This is a genomic window from Flavobacterium yafengii (assembly GCF_030010375.1).
Lineage (GTDB): Bacteria > Bacteroidota > Bacteroidia > Flavobacteriales > Flavobacteriaceae > Flavobacterium > Flavobacterium yafengii.
The window spans coordinates 1,513,955-1,540,043 of the sequence record NZ_JASCRY010000001.1; the positions used below are offsets into that span (position 1 = coordinate 1,513,955).

A 26,089-nucleotide genomic window follows, 5' to 3' on the forward strand; every position below is an offset into this window, starting at 1 on the left:
TGTTTTAATAAAACGTAAATGAAGAAATAAATTATATCGTAAATGAAATTTAAAAATTATAAAATACAATTAAGCACGTTTTACTTCTTGCTAATTTTCTTGTTTTTAAGCATTTCTACAAAAGCCCAATATGTAGTAAATGATTCTCTATTTAAAGATGTAGTTTCTTTACACAAATATGCCAAAATTGTAAATGTAGGACAGCGCAATTATACAATTCAAGAAATTATTCATGATACCTCTCTGAAATTTGAACCATTACTCGTAGAAAATAAAGATTTAGGATTTACAGATGACAACTATTGGTTAGTATTTGAGATTGTTAATAATACAAAAAGTGATTTACGTCCATTTATAGAAACTTCCAGAGCAATAGTTGATGTTGCTGAATTGTATGTTATTGATCCAAGTGGGAAGATAAAGTTGTTAAAAAGCGGGGATTTAATGCCTTTTAAGGAGCGATCCTTAAACTCTACAAAAACCTTATTTAGACCAGTTTTAGAACCGAATGGAGTGACTCGTTTTTATCTTCATTTGAAAAGTGATGGCGAGGTAATAAATGCTCCAATTTACATGAAGTCTGCCGAGAAAGAATTGGAAATGGCTTCCTTTGAGCAATTTATTTTTGGAATTTTTTACGGTTTATTGCTCATAACTGCAATAATTTACATGTTCTTTTATTTTGCAATGAAAGAAAAAAGTTTTCTATTTTATAGCTTATACGTTACTTTCATAGGATTATTGCAATTTTCGGTAGATGGCTATTTTTATCAATATTTTGCGCCAAATAATGGTTGGTTATCGTCTCACTCCGTAATAATATTTGCAACAATAGCCAACTTTTTTTTAGGGAAATATTCGCAAGTATTTTTGAATATCAAAAAGTATAGTTTAACCATTTATAGAATGTTTTATGTTTTATACGGGCTAAATCTGCTTTCTATTACTGCGTTGTTAGTATATCCGGAATCTCTTGAGTACTTATATCCAATTGCTAATGTATTAGGATTGTTTTTATTACTACTGATTATTGTGTCAGTTTCAGTCGTTTATTACAAGACAAAAAAGATTGACAAATTTTTTTCAATTGGTATTTTTTTCTTGATTAGCGGATTCGTTATTTTCATATTGAAAAACTTTAGTGTATTGCCATCTGTTTTTTGGACAGAGAACAGTTCAAAATTAGGTACTGGTTTAGAAGTTATTTTCCTTTCTCTTTCAATGGCAAATTTGATCAGAAATCTTAAAAATGAAAAAAATGAACTGAATCGACTTGCTTTGGTTCGTTCTGAAGAAATGAATGATTTGAAGTCCTATTTTTTATCGAATATCAGTCATGAATTACGAACGCCTTTGAATGCAATTATGAATATGATTGACTCAATTTCTGTAGAGGTTCAGGATGATAAAATCAGAAAAAATTGCCAAATAATAAAGTATTCGTCGCACAGTTTATTGAGTTCTGTCAATGATATTTTAGATTTCTCTAAAATTGAGAAAAAGGAATTAAAATTGGAATCCGTTAAGTTTGATCCCGGCAGAGTTCTGGAAAATTTAAAAAATAATGCAATCAATAGAGCCAATGATCAAGGACTAGAGTTTCAATTTTCAAAATCAGATGCGATTCCTGATTTTTTAATTGGCGATGTGACCAGATTGGTTCAAGTTGTAAATAATGTATTAAATAATGCTATAAAATTTACATCTAAAGGTTTTGTGAAATTTGATATAGACTGTAAAATCAAGGAAAATAATCGAGCAAGTTTGAAATTTACAGTTTCAGATTCTGGTGTAGGAATTCCTAAAGAAAAAATGAATAGTATTTTTGATTCATTTTCTCAAAATAGTATTGATAATAAAAGAAAGTTCGGCGGACTTGGATTAGGGCTTTATATTGTAAAGACTTTAGTAGATATGCAAAATGGGGCCATTGAAATGAACAGTGAAGTCAATAAAGGTACCACTTGTGTCATTACTCTTGATTTTGATATTGTGCCGCTAGAAGAAAAAGCAGAAGTCTTGGCTACGCCTATGGTTTACGATTTAGAAGGCAAATCAGTTTTAGTAGTTGAAGACAATCCAATTAATCAAATGGTGATTAAAATGATCACTAAAAAATGGTTGAACACGACAGTAGTTTATGCTAATAACGGTAAGGAATGCTTAGATGCGTTTAAAACAAACCATTTTGACATTGTATTAATGGATCTTCAAATGCCAGTAATGGACGGCTACGAAGCAACTATAGCGATTAGAAATGGGGAAGCAGGAGTTGCTAATGCTTCTGTCCCCATTATTGCAGTAACCGCTGATGTAATGGAAAGTACTAAATTACGTGTAGCAGAAATTGGGATGAATCATTATTTATCTAAACCAATTAAGAATGACACTTTATACCGTTCGGTAAAAAACTTAGTTTAACTAAAACGCAATCTTACATAAACATGTTTGATGCCTTTTTTATCGGAGTCTCTTTCGTCGATTTCTAGTATATCAGTAAGGGATTTTAGCATTGGAGTAAGTTTAGAAAAGCCATAATTTCTTGGATCAAATTCTGGTTTTTTCTTTACAATTAGATTTCCTACATCACCCAAAAAGGCCCAGCCGCTATCATCACCTATATCTTCAATGGTAGATTCTATTAATTCGATAGTTTGTAAATCAATTTTGTTTAGGCTTTTCGGAGTTGCTTTTTTAGCGTCGGATGCGGTTCGTTTTGGTAATTTCTTTTTGATAGCTCCGTCCAAAACTTCAATATAAATAAACCTGTCGCAAGCAACAATGAATGAATTTGGTGTTTTTTGTTCTCCAATTCCAATGACTTTCATTCCGGATTCACGGAGTCGAATTGCTAAACGTGTAAAATCAGAATCACTGGAAACAATACAAAAACCATCTACTTTGTCCGAATATAATAGATCCATGGCGTCAATAATCATGGCAGAATCCGATGAATTTTTCCCCACGGTGTAACTATATTGCTGAATTGGCGTGATAGCATGTTCCAATAATACACTTTTCCATCCACCGGCATTCGGTTTAGTCCAGTCGGCATAAATACGCTTTGTGGTTGGTGTTCCAAATTTGGCAATTTCCTCCATCATTCCTTTTACATTGCTATAAGGGACGTTGTCAGCATCAATGAGAACGGCTAGTTTTAATTCTTTTGTATCTTGTGACATAAATTTCTAATGTTGAAATATTTATTCAAATATACAAAGTTTATTATGGAATACGACTCGAAGTTTGAGGATTAGCCCTGATCGAAACGGCATCCTTTTGTGCTGTCATTGCGAGGAACGGAGCAATCTTTTTTGACAGCACAAAAGATACAGTGTAGAGCAGGAAATAGCTCCTGATATTCATGATAATAAACCCTGAAAAATAATTCAGCTTTCAATACCTTTATAAAATTTAAATAATTATTTTTGCAACTTCTTAAAATTAAAATTATTACTTGATATATTATGGTAAAAGATTTATTCGAAAGGATTCAAAACAATAAAGGACCTTTAGGGAAATGGGCTTCACAAGCAGAAGGATATTTTGTATTTCCAAAATTAGAAGGAGATTTAGGCCCAAGAATGAAATTTCAAGGAAAAGAGGTTTTGAATTGGAGTTTGAATGATTATTTAGGTCTTGCAAACCATCCAGAAGTGCGTAAAGCAGACGCGGATGCCGCGTTAGAATTTGGTGCAGCAGCTCCAATGGGTGCTCGTATGATGAGTGGTCATACTAAATATCATGAACAATTAGAGAATGAATTAGCTGCTTTTGTAATGAAAGAATCGGCTTATTTATTGAATTTTGGTTACCAGGGAATGGTTTCTATAATTGATGCTTTGGTGACTAGAAATGATGTGATTGTGTATGATGTTGATGGGCACGCTTGTATTATTGACGGAGTTCGTTTGCATAGTGGAAAACGTTTTACTTACAAACACAACGATATCGAAAGTATGGAGAAAAACCTGCAACGTGCTACCAAAATAGCTACGGAAACAGGTGGAGGTATACTTTTTATTACGGAAGGTGTTTTTGGAATGCGTGGACAGCAAGGAAAGTTGAAAGAGATTGTTGCAATGAAAAAGAAATACAATTTCCGTCTTTTGGTTGATGATGCTCACGGTTTTGGTACTCTTGGTAAAACAGGAGCTGGAGCAGGTGAGGAGCAAGATTGCCAAGATGAAATTGATGTTTATTTCTCGACTTTTGCAAAATCGATGGCTAATATAGGTGCTTTTGTAGCTGCTGATAAAGACATTATTGATTACCTAAAATACAACTTACGTTCGCAAATGTTTGCTAAAGCATTACCGATGATTCAAACAGTTGGTTCATTGAAACGTTTGCAATTGTTGCGTGATAACCCTGCATTGAAAGACAAACTTTGGGAGAATGTAAATGCTTTGCAAAATGGTTTGAGAAGCAAAGGATTTAATATTGGTGATACCAATACTTGCGTTACACCAGTTTATTTAGAAGGAAGTGTACCAGAAGCGATGGTAATGGTAAATGACTTAAGAGAGAATTATGGTATTTTCTTGTCAATAGTAATTTATCCAGTTATTCCAAAAGGAATGATTTTATTGCGTGTTATTCCTACTGCTCCTCACACTTTGTCAGATATTGACGAAACACTAACGGCTTTTGAAGCTATTCGTGAGAAATTAGTAAACGGAACGTATAAAGAAATTGCAGCAAGAACTACAGTTGATTTAGACGCTTAGTTTTTAAAATCATAGCAATTTTAAGTTTATAAAAAATCCATCAGCTTTTGTTGATGGATTTTTTTTTGAAATGTATCTAGCCAATAATGAGTATATTTATGCAACTTAAAATTTAAAGTTTATGAAAAAAGTAATTTTATTGAGTGTCGTTTTTATGAGTGTTTTTGTCTCTTGTAAGAAAGAAAAGGAAATAGAAGAAACGCCAATCACCTCGGAAGAAATAGTTGTAGAAGAACCAGTTTCAGAAGAATGCTATAGTGCGATTATTAAAAAAGATACTATTTCGATGTCTTTGAATATTAAAGGAAATAAAATAGCTTCTGGGAAATTGAGTTATAAGTTTTTTGAAAAAGATAAAAATGAAGGGACTTTAGTTGGGGAAATAAAAGGCGATACGCTTTTTGCAGAGTATACTTTTATGTCTGAAGGAGTTTCGTCAATTCGTCAAGTTGTCTTTTTGAAAAAGGGAAATACCTATGTTGAAGGTTTTGGTGATGTTGTAGATGATAATAAAGGAAAAGTCACTTTTAAAGACACAAAACAACTAAAATTTGAAGGAAATATCGTTTTGTCAAAAGTGGATTGCAAAATGTAATTTTCATTATAAAATAACATTATTAAAAACAAAAAAATCCATTCGCCACGGCGAATGGATTTTGTGTTTTAAATAGTACAATCTAAGTTGTTATAAATTCTTTAGAAAAGTACATCTTCGTTTGTGAACAACAGGATTGAAATGTTTCCATAAGTTATGAATGGCAAGGTTATCTGCTAATTCAGGGGTTCTGAAACAGTTGATGACTCCTTTTTCTTTGAAAGTATGGTAATATTCATTGAAAATTATCGCTGTAACTGCTTTGTTTTGATAATCTGGATGAACACCAATCAAATAGAAAATCATATCCTTACTTTGGTTTTTTGCTTTTAGCAAATGAAGGAATCCAAAAGGGAATAATTTTCCTTTTGATTTTTGCAACGCTTCGGAAAAAGATGGCATTACAATACTAAAAGCAACAATATTATGGTCTTTGTCTTCCACAAATTTGATGAATTCAGGATTGATAAAACTAATGTATTTTTTCTTGAAATATTCTTTTTGAACGTCTGAAATAGCTACAAAAGAAGATAATGAAGCATAAGATTCATTGAATAAATCAAACATTTTATCCACATGTGGCATCACTTCTTTGGTAGTTTTGAAATTAAGCGGGCTTAACTGGTACCTTCTTTTTACCAAATCATTTGCCTTTTCAAAAAATTCCGGTTTTACGTTTTCGAAAGGGAATTTACTTTCTAAGTATTCTTTTTCTACACTATACCCTAATTGTTCAAAATGAGTGGCATAATACGGATGATTGTACCACGTAATCATGGTTCCAATCTCGTCAAAACCTTCCGTTAAGACACCAACTTTATCTAAATTTGAAAATCCCATTGGACCTTCAACGTGTTCTAAATTGTTTTTTCGACCTAATTCATACACTTTTTCCAAAAGTGCTTTTGTCACTTCGATATCATCAATCACATCAAACCAACCAAAACGAACTTTCTTTTTTTGTTGGTCGTTTACTTCACTCCAATTGATGATTGCTGCAATTCTACCTACAATTTCATTGTTTTTATAAGCAATGTAAAAATACGCTTCGGCATTTTCAAAAGCTGGGTTTTTTGTTTTGTCAAAGGTTTCCAATTCATCAGCAATGATTGGCGGAACCCAATATTTATTGTTTTTATATAGGGAAAAAGGGAATTTGATATAATCCGTTAATTCACTTTTTGTTTTAGCTTCTTTTATTGTAATCATTATCCTTTTTTTGTCTTTTTTGCTCTTTTCAATGCTTTTTTATCAGAATCCTTATTGTCAATGTTTATTCTTACTTCTTGGTAATTGGCGTCATAACGCCAAGAAAAACCAATACCTCCATAAAGAGCTGAAGGAGTATCTTTAAGGCTTGTGCTTATTGATGCGTCAATTTGCATGTCTTTATTCAACAGATAAGCTGCGCCACCACGAACAATGGCATCGCTGTAAAAATCGCTTTTAAATCCTTGATTTTCTACAAAACCAGACCATTTGTCATTAAATCCTCTTGTTAAAGTCAAGACATAACCATAGCTTGGATAGTCAGTTGTTACATAATCAGCTATGATATTAGTTACAAAAACCCATTTTCCATCACCCAAGTGGTTTTGGGTAATCAACATAATTTTTGGTGATATGCTGGATTCTGGAGAAAAAGAATAAGGGTTGTCTGCCATAGTAAAATTAGCTCCCGCAAATACGGAAACGGCCGGAATTAATTGGCGCCAACTAAATGCTCGATTGGCTTTCCAACTGTATATATTTACCTTTTTTTCGTAATTTTTGAAAGGATCGTAAATCAAATATTTGGCTCCTAAAACAGTTTGCTTGAAATCTGCTCGATTTGAACTGTTAAATAAGGTGGTGTATTTTTCATTTTGGTATTGTATATCAGCTATCAATTCCAGTCTTTCCATGAATAAACCCCAACGTAATGTGGCATCAATCCCAAAACCATTGGCATCATAATTCAATAAACTGTGATTTTGTTTTATGCCGTAAACGCCTGTTTCTATTTGGATTACCGACTTCCCAACTGCGTAAGCTGACATGGTTTCGCCAGGTCTGTTAGAATTTATTTGATCAGTATGTTGGCCATAATGAATACTTGGAAGCATTGAAATAGCAGCGATAAGTAAGATTTTGATTTTGGACATATTATTTTTTTTGGGTTAAAAAGTAATAACGCTTTTCAAATGTACTATATTTTATTATTTATTTAAGAGAGATATTTTAATTTTGAACGGTTGATTTATTAATTTTGGAAAAAATTACACTTATATGCAAACAGCTTCTTTCATTGGTTTTATAAAAGCGCTTTTTTATATGATCGCTTTCTATTATATTTTTAGATTTTTAGCAAAACTATTTTTGCCTTTATTGCTTAAAAAAGTAGTCGAAAAAGCAGGAGAAAATATGCAGAAGCAACAACAGTATGCACAAGATAATACTTGGAAAAAAACACAAAGTAAGGATGAAGTAATATACAAGACGGCGAATACAAAAAATCCACGCGAAACCAAAAAAGTGGGAGATTATGTTGATTACGAAGAAATAGATTAAATTTGTCGTTATTAGCACCGTTTTTACTCTAATCCAAACCATTTTACATTGAAAATAATAAATAAGTTCTATCCACACGTCCTAGCCATACTTGGTTTTGTTGTAATTTCTCTCCTATATTTTTATCCTGTATTGCAAGGAAAACAAATTTTCCAGTCTGATATAGTGCAGTATACAGGAATGGCCAAAGAACAAAATGACTTTAGAGCCACGGATGATGTTGAACCGTATTGGACTAATTCTGCTTTTGGTGGAATGCCAACGTATCAATTGGGAGCCAAATATCCACACGATTATATTGGTGCGATAGACGATGCATTGCGATTTTTACCTCGCCCTGCGGATTATTTATTTTTATATTTTCTTGGGTTTTATGGCTTGATGCTAGTGTTAAAAGTAAATCCTTTGAAAGCCTTTTTTGGAGCATTAGCCTTTGGATTATCTACGTATTTGATTATTATTCTTGGAGTTGGTCATAATGCCAAAGCGCATGCGATTGCTTACATGCCGCTGGTTATTGCCGGATTTATTCTGGTATTTCAAAAAAAATACATTCTGGGAGGTTTGATTACACTTTTTGCGACAGCATTAGAAATCAATGCGAATCACTTCCAAATGACCTATTACTTATTGATTTTCCTATTGATTCTTTCTGCTTATTTTATCTATCAGCAAGTAAAAGAGAAAGAATATAAATCACTGTTGTATTCGTTTGGGATATTAGCAGCGGCAGGAATTTTAGCTATTGGTGCCAATGCTACGAATCTATTAGCAACTTCTGAGTATGCTGATTTTAGTATTCGTGGTAAAAGCGAACTGACATTCAATCCAAACGGTTCAAAAAACGAAACGACTTCTTCAATGTCTAAGGACTATATCACGGAGTACAGTTATGGAGTAATGGAAAGTTTTAATCTTATTGCCCCGCGACTTTTTGGTGGTTCTAATAATGAGGCTGTTGGAAAAGACAGTAATATGTATGAATTCATGATAGGTCAGGGAGTTCCGGAGGATCAGGCAACTGATTTTGTTTCGGGAATGCCAACGTATTGGGGAGATCAACCTATTGTGGCAGCTCCTGCATATATTGGAATTGTAGTATTCTTTTTGGCTATTTTGGCTTTATTCATCGATAAAAGAAAGATTAAATATGTATTTCTATCCGGTTCAATAGTTGCGTTAGTTCTTTCTTGGGGTAAAAATTTCCCTATTTTGACCGACTTTTTTATTGATTATGTTCCAATGTATGATAAATTCAGAGCGGTATCTTCAATCCAAGTTGTTTTGGAATTGTGTTTTCCAGTTTTGGCTATTATGGGATTACAGTCTTTCTTCAAATTAGACAAAAAACTGCAATGGAAAGCATTGTATGAAACGACAATTTTAGGTTTAGGAATTATTTTGATTTTATTTTTAAGCAAAAGTATGTTCAGCTTTTCTGGAGGAAACGATGCTTATTTTCAAGAAAGTTATGGTCCTGAATTTGTAAGCGCCCTTAAGCTGGATCGAATGAGCTTGTATAGTGCTGATTTATTGCGTTCAGGCTTTTTTATCGTGTTAACAGCCGGCGTTTTATGGTTGTTCATTAAAGATAGATTTGCTCAAAATACAGCCATTATAATTGTAGGTTTATTGATGGTTTCCGATTTGTTTTTTGTGGATAAAAAGTATGTTTCGGGAAAAGATTTTGTAAGCGGAAGTCAAGTTGAAGTGCCTTTTCAAGAGTCACCTTCTGATACTGAGATTCTAAAAGACACGGCTAATTACCGCGTTTTTGAAGTGGGCGATATCATGGGGGCAAGAGCTTCTTATTTCCATAAATCTATTGGTGGTTATAGCGCCGTAAGACCTAGAAGAATGCAGCAATTAATTGACTATCAAATTTCAAAAAATAACATTGAAGTCCTTAACATGCTTAATGTAAAGTATGTAATCCAAAAAGATAAAGAAGGAAAAGAATTCCCAGTATCAAATCCAGCTGTTAATGGAAATGCATGGTTTGTGAGCCAAGTAAAATTAGTGAATTCAGCTGATGAAGAGATGAAAGCGTTGGATAGTTTGGATTCTAAAAATGTCGCAATTGTAAATAGTAAAGATTTTGAAATCAAAAATACGGCTTTCGCCAAAGACAGTTCAGCGACTATAACTTTAGAAAATTACAAACCTAATTACTTGAAATATGTGTCTAATAATTCAAATGAAGGTTTAGCCGTTTTCTCCGAAATGTATTATGGAAAAGGTTGGAATGCCTATATTGATGGAAAAAGTGCAGATCATATTAGAGTTGATTATGTTTTAAGGGGATTACTAATTCCTAAAGGGGATCACAAAGTAGAATTCAAGTTTGAACCTCAAGTGATAAAAACCGGAAGTACAATTACGCTGATTAGTTCAATAGGAATGCTGTTACTTTTAGCTGGTGGGATTTATTTCGAAAGGAAGAAATCCGTGTAATTAGGTAGAGACGCACTGCAGTGCATCTCTACTAACATAAAAAAATTAAATTGAAACCAGAACCCAAGAAAATTTTAATTATTACCTATTATTGGCCACCGGCTGGCGGACCAGGCGTTCAGCGTTGGCTTAAGTTTGTTAAGTACTTGCCTGATTTTGGTATTCAACCAATTGTATACATTCCGGAGAATCCAACGTATCCTATTGTTGATGAGAACTTGGTTAAAGAAGTTTCTGATAAAGCGATTATTCTGAAACAGAAGATTTTCGAACCCTATCAATTAGCATCTTTTCTTTCGAAAAACAAAACTAAAAAAATCAGTTCAGGAATTATTCCAAATCAGAAAAAGCAATCTTTTCTTGATAAAACTTTTCTTTGGATTCGTGGAAATCTTTTTATTCCCGATGCACGTGTTTTTTGGGTAAAACCATCGGTTGCTTATTTGGAAAAATACATTGTAGAAAATGATATTGACACCATAGTTACTTCTGGACCGCCACACAGCTTACATCTTATTGGACTAGAATTAAAACAAAAATTAGATTTGAAATGGTTTGCCGATTTTCGGGATCCGTGGACGACTATTGGCTATCATAAATCCTTACGATTGTCCAGTTTTGCTGCCAAAAAACACAAAGCATTAGAACATCAGGTTTTGAATACAGCCGATACAATTATTGTAACCAGTAAAACTACTAAAACGGAATTTCAAGCGATTACAAATAAACCTATTGCGATAATAACGAATGGTTATGATACGGAAGAAGTTGGAAAACAGACTTTGGATTCAAAGTTCAGCTTAGCACATATTGGTTCTTTTCTTTCCGAGAGAAATCCTTTGATTTTATGGGAAAGTTTGGTTGAATTGCTACACGAAATTCCAGATTTTAAATCGCATTTAGAAATAAAACTAATTGGAGCTGTTAGTCAGGAAGTTTTGGAAACGATTACTCAATTTGGGCTAAATTCCTATTTGAATAATTTGGGTTATGTTTCGCATTCAGAAGCGATTGCACACCAAAAAAAATCACAGGTTTTGTTGCTTATCGAAATTGATTCCGAAGATACTAAAAGTATTATTCCAGGAAAATTATTCGAATATATGGTTTCAAACCGACCTATTATTGCGATTGGTCCCAACGGTTCTGATTTTGCCGAAATCATAACAGAAACCAATACAGGCGTATTTTTTGATTATTCGGAGAAAATGAAACTTAAAAGTGTAATTTTGGATTTTTATAATCAGTTTTTGGAGGGAAAATTACAAGCAAACGGAGTTGGATTACAACGCTATTCCAGAAAAAATCTTACCAAAGCATTGGTTGAATTACTTAACAAATCGTAAATTAAAAGTGAGATTGCTTCGTGCCTCGCAATGACAAAAAAATGGGAATAGTATTAAATCAATCTTTAAAGAATACAATAATCACTTATTTAGGTTTTGGAATTGGTGCAATAAATACCCTTTACTTGTATCCTATTTTTTTGGGAGCTACTTATTATGCCTTAACTAATTATATCCTTTCTGTTGCTAATGTTATCATGCCATTATTTGCAATAGGAATGCAAAATACGTTAGTGAAATTTTATTCGCAATACGAAACAGATGAAGAGCGATCCCGATTTTTATCCTTTACAGTATTGTTTCCTTTACTTTTATCTATTCCTTTAATTCTGATTGGATTTATTTTCTTTGATGATATTTTATTTTTTGTATCAAAGAAAAACCCGGTAGTCAAGGATTTTATTTGGCTTATTCCATTTGTCGGATTATGTATGGCTTATTTCGAAATTTTTTATGCCTGGGCCAGAGTCCACATGCATTCGGTTTTTGGGAATTTTGTTAAAGAAGTAGGACTTAGATTGTTTTCTTTAATTGCGTTGATTGGTGTTTATTATAAATGGATAACGGTTGTGGATTTTGTTTATATTACTGCCGGAATTTATTTTTTGGCACTAATTATTACAATGGGTTATGCCTTTTACATTAAAAGACCAAGTTTTCAATTTGCTATACCTCATAACGTGAAAAATTTAATGGAGTATACTTTTTATATTATTTTATCAGGAAGTGTGGCTAATTTGCTGTTGGATGGTGATAAAATTATGCTGAACCAGTATATGGTAATTGAAAATATTGCCTACTATTCTATTGCCACATTTATCGCTCTGGTCATATCAGTTCCAAGCCGGGCGATGCATCAAATTGTGTATCCAATTACGGCAAGGTTAATGCATGAAAATAAACATGATGAGTTAAATGATTTGTACAAAAAAACATCCATCAATTTACAAGTAGTCGGCGGTTTTGTGATGTTGGGGATTTTTGTTAATATCAATCAATTATATGAAATAGTTCCAGAAGTATATAGAGGGGGTATTCCAGTTGTTTTTATGATTGGAATTTCTAAATATTTTGATTTAATTTTAGGGAACAATAATGCCATTATTTTCAATACAAAATATTATCGAACGGTTTTGTTTTTGGGTGTTGGATTAGTCGCCTTAACCATCGGATTGAATATGATTTTTATTCCCTTATATGGTATTATAGGTTCTGCTTTTGCTACCTTATTGTCTATTACATTATACAGTTTAGCTAAACTACTTTTTGTGGTCAAGCGTTTGTATTTATATCCTTTCACAAATCAAACGATATATTCTCTTGGGATTACATTTGTATTATTTCTATTGTTTTATTTCTGGGAATTTCCTTTTGATCCCAGAATAAACATTGGTTTAAAATCAATTTTGGTTACTTTTTTATATGTTTATATCAACTACAAGTTTGTAATTTCCATTGAAATTAATCAAGCTTTAGATGTAGTTTTGAAAAAATTGAGGAATTAATTTATATTCTTTTTTTGTTCCAAAAAATGGTAAATCTTAATTTCTAAAATAAATTTTCCAAAAAAAAACCATACCCGTTTAGCTTTTTCCCTCTTTAGAAAATAAGGAGATAAGTCTTTATTATATAAATGATTAAGGAAGGCGATATGTGAATATTGTAACTTTAAATAATTATTGTGTAACTTTTAAAGTGTCTAAAAAAATATATTTGTGTGAACTTTAATTGTAAAAGATAATAGTCGTTTAATTGTTTTTTGGATTGATCAAAAATCACTAAAAGTGGGTATTGTACAAGTAAGCGACTATCCTTATTTTTGCAATTGTTATCTTTATAAAAGACAATAATTAAATAGCTAAAATAATTTACCCCAATGATTATGAAAAGCAATCCATATATAAACGAAGAAAGCCTACAAAAATTTACTAGTATCATAGCTAATAAAATCCATAATGGATTTATAATTATCGAAAGGAACGATACATTGCCTTTTGCAGTTTTATCAAAAGGCAGGAAAGACGTCGATCACGGGTTTAATTTTTTACTTTGTTGTATGACATTAGGCGTATGGTCGGTTGGTTGGATTTATTTAACTTATGTTTCTTCTAAAGAGAAAAATATAGTGATAGCAATCGATGAAGATGGAAATACATTTGAAGAAAAATGCTATTCAGAATAGCATTTTTATAATTTTTCTTTTAGGTATTTTCCAGTAACTGAATCTTTTATTTTTACAATTTGTTCTGGAGTTCCAACTGCTAATAATTTTCCGCCATTTTCTCCTCCTTCTGGACCTAAATCAATAATCCAGTCGGCACATTTGATAAGATCAAGATTGTGTTCAATTACTAATATTGAATGGCCTTTATCTATCAATGCATCAAAAGAAGCCAATAATTTTTTGATGTCATGAAAATGCAATCCCGTTGTGGGTTCGTCAAAAACAAATAAAGCTTTGTCTTTTGTAGCTCCTTTTACTAGGAATGAAGCGAGTTTTATACGCTGTGCTTCTCCACCGGAAAGTGTAGAAGACGATTGTCCTAATTGTACATAACCCAATCCCACATCTTGCAAAGGTTGTAATTTCTGAGTGATTTTAGTTTGTTTATTAGCAATGAAAAAGGCAATTGCATCATCAATAGTCATGGTTAGAATATCGTGAATATTTTTACCCTCAAAAGCTACTTCCAGAACTTCTTTCTTAAATCGCTTCCCATTGCAGGTTTCACAAGGCAATTGCACATCCGCCATGAAAACCATTTCTACATTTATGGAACCTTCTCCTTTGCAGGTTTCACATCTTCCTCCATCAACATTAAAAGAAAAATGTTTGGCTTGATAGCCTCTTATTTTTGATAGTTTTTCTTTGGCATACAATTCCCGAATATCATCATACGCCTTAATATATGTCACAGGATTAGAACGGGAACTTCTTCCTATTGGGTTTTGGTCTACGTATTCAATATGTTTAATTTGCGAAAACGAACCTGATATTTCGCTGAATTGCCCTGCTTTTTCACCAACATTTTCGAGTTTTTTTTGCATCGCCGGAAAAAGGATTTTTTTAACAAGCGTACTTTTTCCGCTTCCCGAAACACCGGTAATTACCGTTAATACATCCAAAGGAAAGGTTACATCTATATTTTGAAGATTGTTTTCACGAGCTCCTTTTATTTCGATAAAATTCTTGAAAAGTCTGCGTTTTTTTGGAACGGTAATTTCTAAATCACCATTCAGATATTTTGCTGTAAGTGAAGTCGATTTTAATATTTCATCATACGTACCTTGAGCCACCAGATTACCTCCAAAAGTACCTGCTTCTGGTCCAATATCAATAATCATATCGGCCGCTTTCATAATATCTTCATCATGTTCTACCACAATAACGGTGTTTCCTAAATCTCTTAACGATAACAGTACTTTTATCAGGCGTTCTGTATCTTTTGGGTGTAAACCAATGCTAGGTTCATCCAGAATGTACATAGAACCCACTAAACTGCTTCCTAGAGAAGTTGCTAAATTGATACGTTGTGATTCACCTCCGGAAAGTGTTGCTGAATTCCTGTTTAATGTCAGATAATCCAATCCTACTTCGGTTAAAAATGACAAACGGTTGTTGATTTCTACTAACAATCGTTTTGCTATTTGTTTTTCATAAACATCTAAATCAATATTTTCGAAAAAAGCAACCAAATGTTTAATAGGCAAATCAACTAAGTCAGAAACTGTTTTTGAATTAATTTTGACATAGGAAGCCTCAATTCTCAAGCGTTTTCCTTTGCAGGAATGGCATTTGGTTTTTCCTCTGTAACGAGAAAGCATCACTCTATTTTGGATTTTATAATTCTTTTCTTCCAGTTCTTTGAAAAAATCATTTAAACCTTGAAAATAGGTATTTCCATTCCAAATCAATTCTTTTTGATCCTCAGATAATTGATAATATGGTTTGTGGATTGGGAAATCAAATTTGTACGCGTTATTGACTAATTCATCTCGAAACCAACTCATGCTTTCGCCTCTCCAAGGGAAAATTGCATTTTCAAAAACGGATAAAGTCGTATTTGGCACCACTAATTCGGCATCAATTCCTATAATATTACCATATCCTTCACAAACGGGACACGCTCCATACGGATTATTGAAGCTGAATAAATGTACATTTGGTTCCAAAAATGTAATCCCATCCAATTCGAAATTATTGGAATACGAATACTTTTTATCGGAGTTTAATTCTTGTAAATGGCAAATTCCTTTTCCTTCAAAGAAAGCAGTTTGCACCGCATCAGCCAATCGATTGTAGAACTCTTCTTCATCTTTGACTACAATTCGGTCAATAATGAGCTTTATGTCTTTATTATCTAAAGAATGTTGGTCTATTTCATCTAAACGAATCATTTCATTGTTTACCAATATTCGGGCAAAACCTTGTTGTAAGAGCACTTTTAGTTTGTCTTCCAGTTTTCGTCCTTCTTCTAAATGGATAGGAGCAAGAAGCAACCATTTGCTGTCTAATTCAAATGTTTTCACATCTGTAACCACATCAGTAACCGTATTTTTTTTGACTTCACGACCAGAAATAGGAGAATATGTTCTTCCAATTCTGGCAAAAAGCAATTTTACATAATCGTATATTTCGGTTGAAGTTCCTACTGTAGAACGTGCGTTTGTTGTATTTACTTTTTGTTCGATAGCAATCGCAGGAGCAATTCCCTTGATGTATTCCACTTTTGGTTTATCCAAACGTCCAAGAAATTGTCTCGCATAAGATGACAAACTTTCTACATAACGGCGTTGCCCTTCGGCATATAAAGTATCAAAAGCCAAACTTGATTTTCCAGAACCTGAAAGTCCTGTAATAACCACTAATTTATTTCGGGGAATCGCAACATCTACATTTTTTAGGTTATGTACTTGTGCGCCTTTTATGATGATATTTTTCTTTGGATCTAATTTCGAAAGGTCAACTTGCATAAAAATGATAATTTTTACAAAAGTAATCAATTTTCAACTGACTAAAAGGATTGAACAAGTCACAAATAATCATTAAAAGTGTGGTTGATAAGTGATTTTTCTTCTTGTATAGTTTTTATGTTTTCTATGACCTAAAAAAATAGTATTTTTAAGATTATTTTTGAAAAAATTAACTTCACCATACCATTGAAAACAAAATTATACATTTTTCTTTTTTTAATGTCCTTTTGTGCTTTTTCTCAAGAATTGCCGCCAATTGTAAAATATGCCTCAACCACTTATGGTGCGGGAAACCAGAATTGGATGATTTCGCAGGATCAAAATCATTATGTTTTCTTTGCCAATAATGAAGGATTATTGGAATTTAACGGATCAAATTGGGAATTATATCCATCACCAAACGAGACTATTGTTCGTTCTGTAAAAGTGATTGGAAATAAAATTTATACCGGTTGCTACATGGAATTTGGTTTCTGGACGAGGCAGACAAATGGAAAACTAAAATACACTTCGCTTAGCAAAACAATAAAAACTCAAATTCTTAATGACGAACAGTTTTGGAATATATTAAACTATGAACAATGGGTTGTTTTTCAATCTTTGGACAGAATTTATATTTACAATACCAAAACAGGAGGTTTCAAAATTATTGCTCCCAAAAATAATATTACTAAATCGTTCCGTACAAAAAACGCAATTTATTTTCAGAGTATAAATGAAGGACTTTTTGAAATTGAAAGCGGAAAAGGGCGCTTGGTATCTAATAATCCTATTCTAAAAGACAATAGGATTGTCAACGTTTTTACTATTGATGAAGGCCTTTTAATCCAGACTCAGCTGAATGGATTTTATAAACTTATAGGAACTGTTTTGACTAAATTTTCTACAGAAGTTGATTCGGAATTAGCATCCAGTAGCGTGTACAGCAGTCAATTACTGTCGGATGGAAGTTTTGCTTTAGGAACTGTCTCTAATGGGATTTTTATCTTAAATAATAACGGGAGAATTAAATATCACATCAACCAAAACAAAGGATTGAGTAATAATACAGCGTTGTCTTTATATGAAGATGCCGATAAGAATCTTTGGGTAGGATTGGACAACGGGATCAATTGTATTAATCTGCAATCTCCTATACAAAATTTTGTTGATGATACTGGAATTTTAGGAACCGTCTATACCTCAAAGCTTTATGACGGTAATTTGTATGTAGGAACCAATCAAGGTTTGTTTTATAAAAACTATCTGACTAATGATGAATTCAAATTTGTAAACGGAACTAAAGGGCAGGTTTGGTCTTTGTTTGAGTACGATGGAACACTTTTTTGCGGTCATGATTCGGGAACATTTGTGATTGAAAACGCTGTTGCAAAAAATATATTTTCTGCATCTGGTACTTGGAAATTTGAAACTGTCCCCAATCAAAAAGGGCTCTTACTCCAAGGGAATTACTATGGAATTTCTGTTTTGGCAAAAACGAATAATCAATGGAGTTTTAGAAATAAAATTGCAGGATTTGATTATTCCTCAAAATATTTTGAAATCACGAATGCTCTGAATATATATGTAAGTCACGAATATAAAGGAGTTTATAGGCTGGAATTAGATGATAAACTCTCAAAAACGAAACCTTTTGTGACCTATAAAACACCCGAAAAAGGTAAAAATGCCAGTTTAACTAAGTTCAATAACATAATTTACTATGCTAATAAAGAAGGTATCTTTAAATTGAATGAGAAGACCAAACAATTCAGTAAGGATAATTTATTAAGTTCTGTTTTCGAAAAAGATGAATATACTTCGGGAAAATTGATTGTGGATAATTCCAATAAAATATGGCTGTTCTCAAAAAATTACATCCATTATTTTTCATTGAGTAAACTAAGTAATCAACTGAAGCAAAATGTAATTCCGATTCCAGCTTCATTAACAAATTCGATGTTAGGCTACGAAAATATTACTCAAATTTCCAATTCCAATTATTTGATAGGAACTACTGATGGGTATTATATTTTGAATCTTAATGAATTGAGTTTTAAAAATCATAACGTCTCTATTTCCGCAATTACAACAAATAAGTTAAATGAAACTTCCGAAAACCGTTCTATTCAGGAAGAGGGTAGTTTTAAATATGATGAAAATAATATAACCATTAATTATACGGTTCCTGAATTTAATAAATACATCAATGCTGAATTTCAATATTTATTAGAAGGATTTCAAGAGGAGTGGAGCGAATGGAGTGCAAAATCAACAGTGAATTTTAAAAATTTGCCTCCTGGGGAATATACTTTTAAGGTGAGAGCTAAATTTGCTAATTCTACTTTAGAAGATACCGCTATATATACTTTTACTGTTGAAAAACCTTGGTATTTAACCAATATTGCTCTTTTTTTCTATTTTATTTTTGTGATTGTGATGGCTCGATTTATTCATAAGACCTATAAAAATTACTATCAAAAACAAAAAGAGAAATTAATAGAAGAGAATAATTTGTTATTAGAGATTAAAGAGCTTGAAAACGAGCAGGAATTAATGCGTATTAGAAACGAACAGCTTTCTCAAGATGTAGATACTAAAAATAGAGAGTTGGCTGTTTCTACGATGAGTTTGAATAGTAAAAATGAGTTGCTGGCTTTTATCAAAGATGATTTAAAGAAAACGCATGATGATGGCAACAGAAGTATAAAATCAGTAATTTCTACAATTAATAAGAACATAACTGAAGGCGATAGCTGGAGTGTATTCAAAGAAGCTTTTGATAATGCCGATAAAGACTTTTTGAAAAAAATGAAACTGGCTCATCCGTCCTTAACTCCAAACGATTTGCGATTATGTGCCTACTTGAGATTAAATCTTTCGTCGAAAGAAGTAGCGCCTTTGCTAAATATTTCTGTACGAAGCGTTGAGATAAAAAGATATCGTTTGCGTAAGAAAATGGAATTGTCGCACGAACAAGGACTTGTAGAGTACATTTTAGCTGTATAGTTTCTTCTGAATTTTACAAATAAAACTATACATTACCACAACAATACCGTTATTGTTGTGGTTTTTTTGTTTTTAGAGAAAATCTGGATTTCTTAATTTCTTCTTAATTTTCAGCCCTTTTTTAAATATTATGAATTAAACAATTGATTTTTTGCATTGTATGTTTTTTGTAGAGGTTCTTTTTGATTTATTATTAGTTGTTCCGATTAATTTTATAATTCACAAAAAATATAAATTATGAAGTCAAACTATCTACTAATCCTTTTTCTATTTCTATCCTCTTTTGGTTTTGCCCAAGGATATGATGTAGGAGGAGTTGTTAAAGAAACCGGTTCTGGTTTACCTATACCTGGAGTAAATGTTCAAGTTAAAAATTCAACGATTGGGACGGCGACAGACATGGATGGCCGTTTTTCTCTAAAAGGAGTTTCCTCTGGTGCAACTTTAATATTTTCATATTTAGGATTTAAAAATTTTGAATATAAAGTAGTATCTACTAATAGTGCTCTTTCTATTTCGTTACAGGAAGATTCTAAAGTATTGGATGAAGTTGTAGTAATTGGATATGGAAGTCAAAAAAAGCGAGAAGTAACGGGAGCAGTTTCTGTGGTAGACAGCAAAACTTTGGAAGCTTTAAAACCAGTTAAAATTGAGCAAGCTTTACAAGGAACTGTTTCCGGAGTGAATGTTACAACTACTTCGGGTGCTCCGGGTGCCGCTTTGGATATTCGCATCAGAGGTATTGCAACCAATGGTGAAAACAGACCTACAACCATCATCGATGGATATGTTGGAGAACTTGGATTATTAAATCCAAATGATGTCGAGTCCATCACTGTTTTGAAAGATGCTCAAGCAGCTATTTATGGTACTATTGGTGCTAATGGGGTTATTCTTATCACGACAAAATCAGGGAAAAAGAATTCTAAATCAAAAATTAGTTACAATACCTATACAGGTTTTCAGGAAACGTCAAGAACATTACCAATGCTTAACGCTACTGAATACGCTTTATTATTGAATGAAAGTTATGCTAATGGCGGTAACGCAATTCCCTTTCCTAATGTTTCTGGTTTAGGCAAAGGAACAAACTGGCAAAATGAAGTTTTCAGCACCAGTGTTCCTATTATCAATCATGACATTTCCTTTTCTGGTGGATCAGATAAAATTACCTATGCGGTAAGTGGTTCTCATTTAGATCAGGAAGGAATTATTGGAGAAAGTAAATCTGGGTTTTTAAGAAATACAGCCAGAGTTTCTGTAGGTGCTGATGTTACTGAGAAATTGAAATTGAAAACAAACGTAATCTATACTTATTTTAATAGAAAATCATTAAACGAAAGTGGTTTAGGTTCTGTTTTGTTCAATGCTTTGAATACACCATCAACACTAACACCGTATGATGCAAATGGGGATTTTACAAAAGTGCCTACAAATACTGGGTTAGGAATTGAAATTATAAATCCATTGGCTCAAATTGCCAATACTTATAATGACTACAGCTTCAAAAAAGTCAATGGTAATTTTGGATTAGATTACAAGGTTTTCAAAGATTTTACGATTTCGAGTTCAATTGGTTTTAATACTTCAAACAGTGAGTCTAAATCGTTTGCCAAGCAAATTCTATATTGGATAAATCCTTCGGATAAGGTATTTGATGTTTTGAGAAGTTCGGTTTCCCAAAGCGCTATTAATGATAATGATTATTCATTTGATTTATTTGGAACCTATACTAAGAAAATTGGAAATCACAATGTAGTTGCAACTGTAGGAAATACTATTTTCAAACAATACGGAAACGGGTTATTTGCAACTGGATTTGATGTTCCTTACAATTCATGGGAATTTGCAGATATAGCATTGACCAAAGGGATTTCTGAAACCGTACCAAACGGTTCCTATAATTACGACGAACGAAGACTTTCTTATTTTGCAAGAGCACAATATGATTACAAAGGGAAATACCTTTTTTCTGCGATGATACGACGTGATGCTTCGACAAAATTTGGACCTGGAAATAAAGTGGGTTATTTTCCATCATTTACAGCAGGTTGGGTAATTTCTGATGAAGGCTTTTTTGGAGAAGACAAACTAATAAACTTCATGAAATTGAGAGGAAGCTACGGTACTTTAGGAAATGACCAGATTCCAAACAATGGTTATGTTTCGCAATTAAGCGGAGAAGCGACCTATGTTTTCGATGATGTTTTAGTGAATGGTTTAGCTACAGGACAAATTCCAAATCCAAATTTGAAATGGGAAGAAGCCAGAAAATTTGACGTTGGTTTAGACCTTAAATTGATACAAAATAAAGTTTCTATTGTTGCGGATTATTTTATTGATACCAGAGCCGATTTGTTAATTCCATTTATACCTGTTTCAGGAATCAACGGAACAGCAGCTCCTGGTGCAGGTTCACCAACAATCAATGCAGGAACGGTAAGGAATTCAGGTTTAGAGTTTGCAATAGATTACAAAAACAAATTCTCGGATAATTTTTCGATGAGTGTTGGGTACAATGTTACGTTCCTTAAAAACGAAGTATTAGCCGTAAACAACGGAATAGGATATATTGAAGGAGGTTCATTTGGCGTAGGCCAACAAGCACCTTCAAGAATGGAAGTAGGTCAGCCAATAGGTTATTTTTATGGCTACAAAACAGACGGAATTTTTCAAAACCAGTCAGAAGTTGATTCACATCCGTCTCAATTATCTTTGGGTGCTGACGCCAGTCCTGGAGACCTTCGTTTTGTAGATGTGAATGGAGATGGAATTCTTAATTCAAGTGATAGAACGAATATTGGAGATCCAATTCCTGAAGCTACAATGGGTTTCAATTTACAAATGAATTACAAAAACTTTGATTTTGCAGTCTATACTTTTGCTTCCGTAGGAAATGATATGGTGAGAAATTACGAAAGAAACCTTACAGATGTAAATCGACTTAATTATGTTTTGGACCGTTGGACTGGTGAAGGAAGTACTAATACTACTCCAAGAGTGACTACAAGTGCTACAGGAAATTCTACTTTCTCCAGTTATTTTGTTGAAGATGCTTCCTATTTAAGAATCCAAAACATGCAATTGGGATATTCAATAAATTCTAAATTTTCTGAAAAAGCAGGAATCACAAAACTGCGTTTGTATGCGGGTGTAAATAATTTATACACGTTTACAAAATACAAAGGTTTTGATCCGGGTGCTTCTAATGGAGCTCCAATTGGCGGAGGAATTGACTATGGTTTTTATCCAATCCCAAGAACCTATTTGTTAGGTTTAAACATTAATTTTTAATTCGTATTAAAATGAAAAAGTATCTATTTATTACCCTTATATCGATAACAATCTTCTCAACTGTAACCATTTCCTGTAGTGATGATTTTGTGGATCGACCTATAGAATATTCGATTGATTCTGAGAATTATTTTAATTCAAAATCAGATTATGACAATGCTTTAATTGCAGCGTATGATTTGTTGCAAACTACATATCTAAATGCATTGTTAGGCGAAATAGCTTCAGATAATACTTTGGCTGGTGGCGAAAGTCAATCGGATACTCCGGGTTTTCAGCAAATTGATGATATGATTCACACACCCGTGAACAGCAATCTAAAAAACTTATGGGACTGGATGTTCGCAGGAGTTCAAAGAGCCAATTACATTTTGGAATTCAAAGACAAAACAGATTTTGAAGGAAAAAATCAAGTGATTGGTGAAGCTCGTTTTCTTAGAGCCTATTATCATTTTGAATTAGTAAAATGGTTTGGTGGAATCCCATTGAAAGGGGACGCAAGGTTCAGCTCTGGTGACGAGAAAATAATTCCGCGTTCATCCGTTTCAGAAGTGTACGCTTCAATTGAAGCCGATTTAATTTTTGCTTCTGAAAACTTATCTGCAACAGCAGCACAAAAAGGAAGAGCAACAAAAGGCGCGGCATTAGCATTATTAGGAAAAGCATATTTGTACCAAAATAAATACCCACAAGCGGTAGCAACTTTCGAAAGTTTAATTGGAACTTCTTCGTATTCATTGGTTTCAGATTACAATACTATTTTTGAAAATGCTGGAGAAAATGGATTAGAATCGGTTTTCGAAGTACAATACACGGATGTTGAAGGTGCCGGTTTTGGATGTCTCCAATGTAGCGAAGGAAATGTAGCCGTGGGTTTTAGTGGACCAAGAAATTATTCAGGTGATTTATTTACTTCGGGTTTCAGTTTTAATGTTCCAACTCAGAAAATCGTAAACGCATTTGAAGCCGGAGACAGAAGGGAAGCGGTAGCAATATTAGATATCGAAGCTTGGGCGACAGCAACAGGAGCTACTTTTGGAAAAGGATATGAACATACTGGTTTTTTCAACAGAAAATACATTCCAAGAAAAAGAAGTGCCAACGCACAAGGAGATTTAAACTTAACTAATCCTAATAATTACAGAGCCATTCGCTATGCAGATGTTCTTTTGATGGCGGCCGAAGCTTACAATCGCGGAGGAATCGATGATACTAAAGCAAGAGGGTATTTGAACCAAGTTAGAAGACGTGCTTTTGGTGATTTGAATCATGATATTTCGTCTTCTGGAGCAGCTTTGACTGACTTTATTTTAGCAGAAAGAAGAGTGGAATTAGTTGGTGAAGGACACCGTTTCTTCGATTTAGTACGAACTGGTAAAGCAGCTCAGGAAATTACTGGATTTACAGCCAACAAAAATGAATTGTTTCCAATTCCTATCGAGGAAATTCAATTTGCAAATGGAAATTGGACACAAAATCCTGGATATTAAAAACTAATATTATTTAAATATGAAAAACTTAAAATTAATACTAAGTCTTTTTGCTCTAATCCTCTTTTTAGGATGTTCAGACGAAAATAATGACGTAGATCTGGATGGAGTAAATGCTCCTTCAAATATATCTGCTCTGACGACCATTACTCAGGATAACTCAGGAAATGTTACTTTTTTGCCTCGTGGCGAAGGAGTTACTCAGTTCGAAATTTATTTTGGTGACGCAACTACAGCTCCTGTTTTCGTAAATCCAGGCGGTACCATTACTCATAAATATAAAGAAGGTAAATTTCAGGCAAAAATTGTAGGGGTAACTATTAATGGTAAAAAAACCGAAACGATTCAAGAGGTAACGGTTTCTTTTTTGGCACCAACAAGTTTTGAACCTACTATAACTATTGGAAGCAATCTTTCGATTAATGTAACTGCCAAAGCGGAATTAGAGACTTTCTTCCAGGTTTATTTTGGAGATGTAGCAAATGAAGTTCCGGTAGATTTCATGCAAGATGAGGTAATTACGCACACGTATTTAAATCCGGGAACGTATCAAGTAAAAGTGGTTGCACTAAGCGGAGGAGTTGCTACGACACAAAAAACACAAAGTGTAACAGTAACTAATTTATTCGCTGCGCCAGTTCCTACAATTCCGGCAGCAAATGTCATTTCAATGTTTAGCGACAGTTATACAAATGTTGCGGTTGATACTTGGAGAACTTCTTGGTCACAGGCAAATTTAGAAGATATTGATATTAGTGGCAACAAAACTAAAAAATACAGTGCTTTGAATTTTGTTGGTATCGAAGCAACTACAACTCCAATCAATGCTTCGGCTATGACTTTCTTTCACGTAGATGTTTGGTCGTCTGATTTTACAGAGTTTAAAGTTAAACTAGTCGATTTTGGAGCTAATGGAGCTTTTGGTGGAGGAGATGATAAAGAACATGAAATCACGATTCCTAATCCTGAAAAGGAGAAATGGGTGAGTTTAGATATTCCGTTAAGTGACTTTACAGGATTGACTACTCGTTCTCATATTGCTCAATTAATCTTTGTTGGTGCGCCTTCTGGAAATACTACGGTTTATGTGGATAATGTTTTCTTTTACAATCAAGCAGGTTCAATCACAGCAGCTCCAACTCCAAGTGTAGCGGCATCCAAAGTAATTTCTATGTTCAGTGACGCCTATACAAATGTAACTGTTGACACCTGGAGAACTTCTTGGTCAAGTGCCACGCTGACGGATTTGAGTATTAATGGAAATGCAACAAAGAAATACAGTGCATTGGATTTTGTTGGAATAGAAGCGACTACAACGCCTATAAATGCTACTGCAATGACGCATTTTCACACTGACGTTTGGTCATCAGATTTTACACAATTCAAAATAAAATTAGTCGATTTTGGTGCGAATGGAGCTTTTGGAGGAGGAGATGATGTAGAACATGAAATTACAATTTCGTCACCAGCTAAAGGATCTTGGGTAAGTTTAGATATTCCGTTAAGTTCCTTTACAGGATTAACTACACGAGCACATATTGCACAGTTAATTTATGTGGGTGCGCCTTCTGGAAATAACACTGTTTATATAGATAATGTTTATTTTCATAATTAATAAAAACAGAAAAAATCAACTAATTATGGATTTAAAATGAGTTTGTATAAAAC

16 protein-coding genes are annotated in these 26,089 nt (G+C 33.3%); 12 read left to right on the forward strand and 4 right to left on the reverse strand.

All coding sequences use genetic code 11. The features are described from left to right. Window positions 1-42 precede the first annotated feature (42 nt). A complete protein-coding gene (locus tag QLS97_RS06585; protein ID WP_282715181.1) occupies window positions 43-2,421 on the forward strand; it encodes a hybrid sensor histidine kinase/response regulator in 2,379 nt (792 codons plus the stop codon). Here the strand turns inward: QLS97_RS06585 and QLS97_RS06590 are convergent. Further along, on the reverse strand, window positions 2,418-3,182 hold the full coding sequence (locus QLS97_RS06590) for an NYN domain-containing protein (RefSeq protein WP_099714738.1): 765 nt from the start codon (window positions 3,180-3,182) through the stop codon (window positions 2,418-2,420). The two genes, QLS97_RS06585 and QLS97_RS06590, sit on opposite strands and share 4 nt — an antisense overlap. Window positions 3,183-3,467: 285 nt before the next feature. Here QLS97_RS06590 and capB point away from each other — a divergent pair, with 285 nt between their 5' ends. After that, entirely contained in the window at window positions 3,468-4,730 is a 1,263-nt protein-coding gene (capB, locus tag QLS97_RS06595) for a cysteate-C-fatty acyltransferase (protein ID WP_282715182.1), read from the forward strand. Window positions 4,731-4,851: 121 nt separating this feature from the next. After that, window positions 4,852-5,325 carry a hypothetical protein gene (locus QLS97_RS06600; RefSeq protein WP_282715184.1) on the forward strand — a complete coding sequence of 158 codons (474 nt, stop codon included), beginning with the start codon at window positions 4,852-4,854 and terminating at the stop codon, window positions 5,323-5,325. Window positions 5,326-5,415: 90 nt separating this feature from the next. On the opposite strand, the gene QLS97_RS06605 is transcribed toward QLS97_RS06600, so the two are convergent. Together QLS97_RS06605 and QLS97_RS06610 are read right to left on the reverse strand one after the other, a co-directional pair. Then, window positions 5,416-6,534: a GTP cyclohydrolase gene (locus QLS97_RS06605; protein ID WP_282715186.1), complete on the reverse strand. Its 1,119-nt coding sequence runs from the start codon at window positions 6,532-6,534 to the stop codon at window positions 5,416-5,418. After that, window positions 6,534-7,469, reverse strand: coding sequence for a transporter (locus tag QLS97_RS06610; protein ID WP_282715188.1), 936 nt, complete (start codon window positions 7,467-7,469; stop codon window positions 6,534-6,536). Before QLS97_RS06610 ends, QLS97_RS06605 begins: the two co-directional genes overlap by 1 nt. Window positions 7,470-7,593: 124 nt before the next feature. On the opposite strand from QLS97_RS06610, the gene QLS97_RS06615 reads away from it, so the two are divergent. The 5 genes from QLS97_RS06615 (at window position 7,594) to QLS97_RS06635 (ending at window position 13,857) form a co-directional block, all read left to right on the forward strand. Beyond that, window positions 7,594-7,875 (forward strand): DUF4834 family protein, encoded by a 282-nt coding sequence (locus QLS97_RS06615; RefSeq protein WP_282715190.1) that lies wholly within the window; start codon window positions 7,594-7,596, stop codon window positions 7,873-7,875. Window positions 7,876-7,923: 48 nt separating this feature from the next. After that, on the forward strand, window positions 7,924-10,329 hold the full coding sequence (locus tag QLS97_RS06620; protein WP_282715192.1) for a YfhO family protein: 2,406 nt from the start codon (window positions 7,924-7,926) through the stop codon (window positions 10,327-10,329). Between the two features lie 50 nt (window positions 10,330-10,379). Next, window positions 10,380-11,675 carry a glycosyltransferase family 4 protein gene (locus QLS97_RS06625; protein WP_282715193.1) on the forward strand — a complete coding sequence of 432 codons (1,296 nt, stop codon included), beginning with the start codon at window positions 10,380-10,382 and terminating at the stop codon, window positions 11,673-11,675. A 41-nt stretch (window positions 11,676-11,716) separates the two neighbouring features. Continuing rightward, window positions 11,717-13,180, forward strand: a complete 1,464-nt coding sequence (locus tag QLS97_RS06630; RefSeq protein ID WP_282715195.1) for an oligosaccharide flippase family protein — start codon at window positions 11,717-11,719, stop codon at window positions 13,178-13,180. Window positions 13,181-13,557: 377 nt separating this feature from the next. Beyond that, window positions 13,558-13,857: a hypothetical protein gene (locus QLS97_RS06635; RefSeq protein WP_282715198.1), complete on the forward strand. Its 300-nt coding sequence runs from the start codon at window positions 13,558-13,560 to the stop codon at window positions 13,855-13,857. A 5-nt stretch (window positions 13,858-13,862) separates the two neighbouring features. Here the strand turns inward: QLS97_RS06635 and uvrA are convergent, their stop codons facing one another. After that, window positions 13,863-16,649, reverse strand: coding sequence for an excinuclease ABC subunit UvrA (gene uvrA, locus QLS97_RS06640; protein ID WP_282715199.1), 2,787 nt, complete (start codon window positions 16,647-16,649; stop codon window positions 13,863-13,865). A 186-nt stretch (window positions 16,650-16,835) separates the two neighbouring features. Here uvrA and QLS97_RS06645 point away from each other — a divergent pair, with 186 nt between their 5' ends. The 4 genes from QLS97_RS06645 (at window position 16,836) to QLS97_RS06660 (ending at window position 26,036) form a co-directional block, all read left to right on the forward strand. Further along, window positions 16,836-19,637 (forward strand): helix-turn-helix and ligand-binding sensor domain-containing protein, encoded by a 2,802-nt coding sequence (locus QLS97_RS06645; RefSeq protein ID WP_282715201.1) that lies wholly within the window; start codon window positions 16,836-16,838, stop codon window positions 19,635-19,637. A 237-nt stretch (window positions 19,638-19,874) separates the two neighbouring features. Further along, a complete protein-coding gene (locus QLS97_RS06650; protein WP_282715203.1) occupies window positions 19,875-22,931 on the forward strand; it encodes a SusC/RagA family TonB-linked outer membrane protein in 3,057 nt (1,018 codons plus the stop codon). A gap of 11 nt (window positions 22,932-22,942) precedes the next feature. Beyond that, window positions 22,943-24,421, forward strand: a complete 1,479-nt coding sequence (locus QLS97_RS06655) for a RagB/SusD family nutrient uptake outer membrane protein (RefSeq protein WP_282715205.1) — start codon at window positions 22,943-22,945, stop codon at window positions 24,419-24,421. 19 nt (window positions 24,422-24,440) lie between these two features. Further along, window positions 24,441-26,036, forward strand: coding sequence for a PKD domain-containing protein (locus tag QLS97_RS06660; RefSeq protein ID WP_282715207.1), 1,596 nt, complete (start codon window positions 24,441-24,443; stop codon window positions 26,034-26,036). Window positions 26,037-26,089 lie beyond the last annotated feature (53 nt).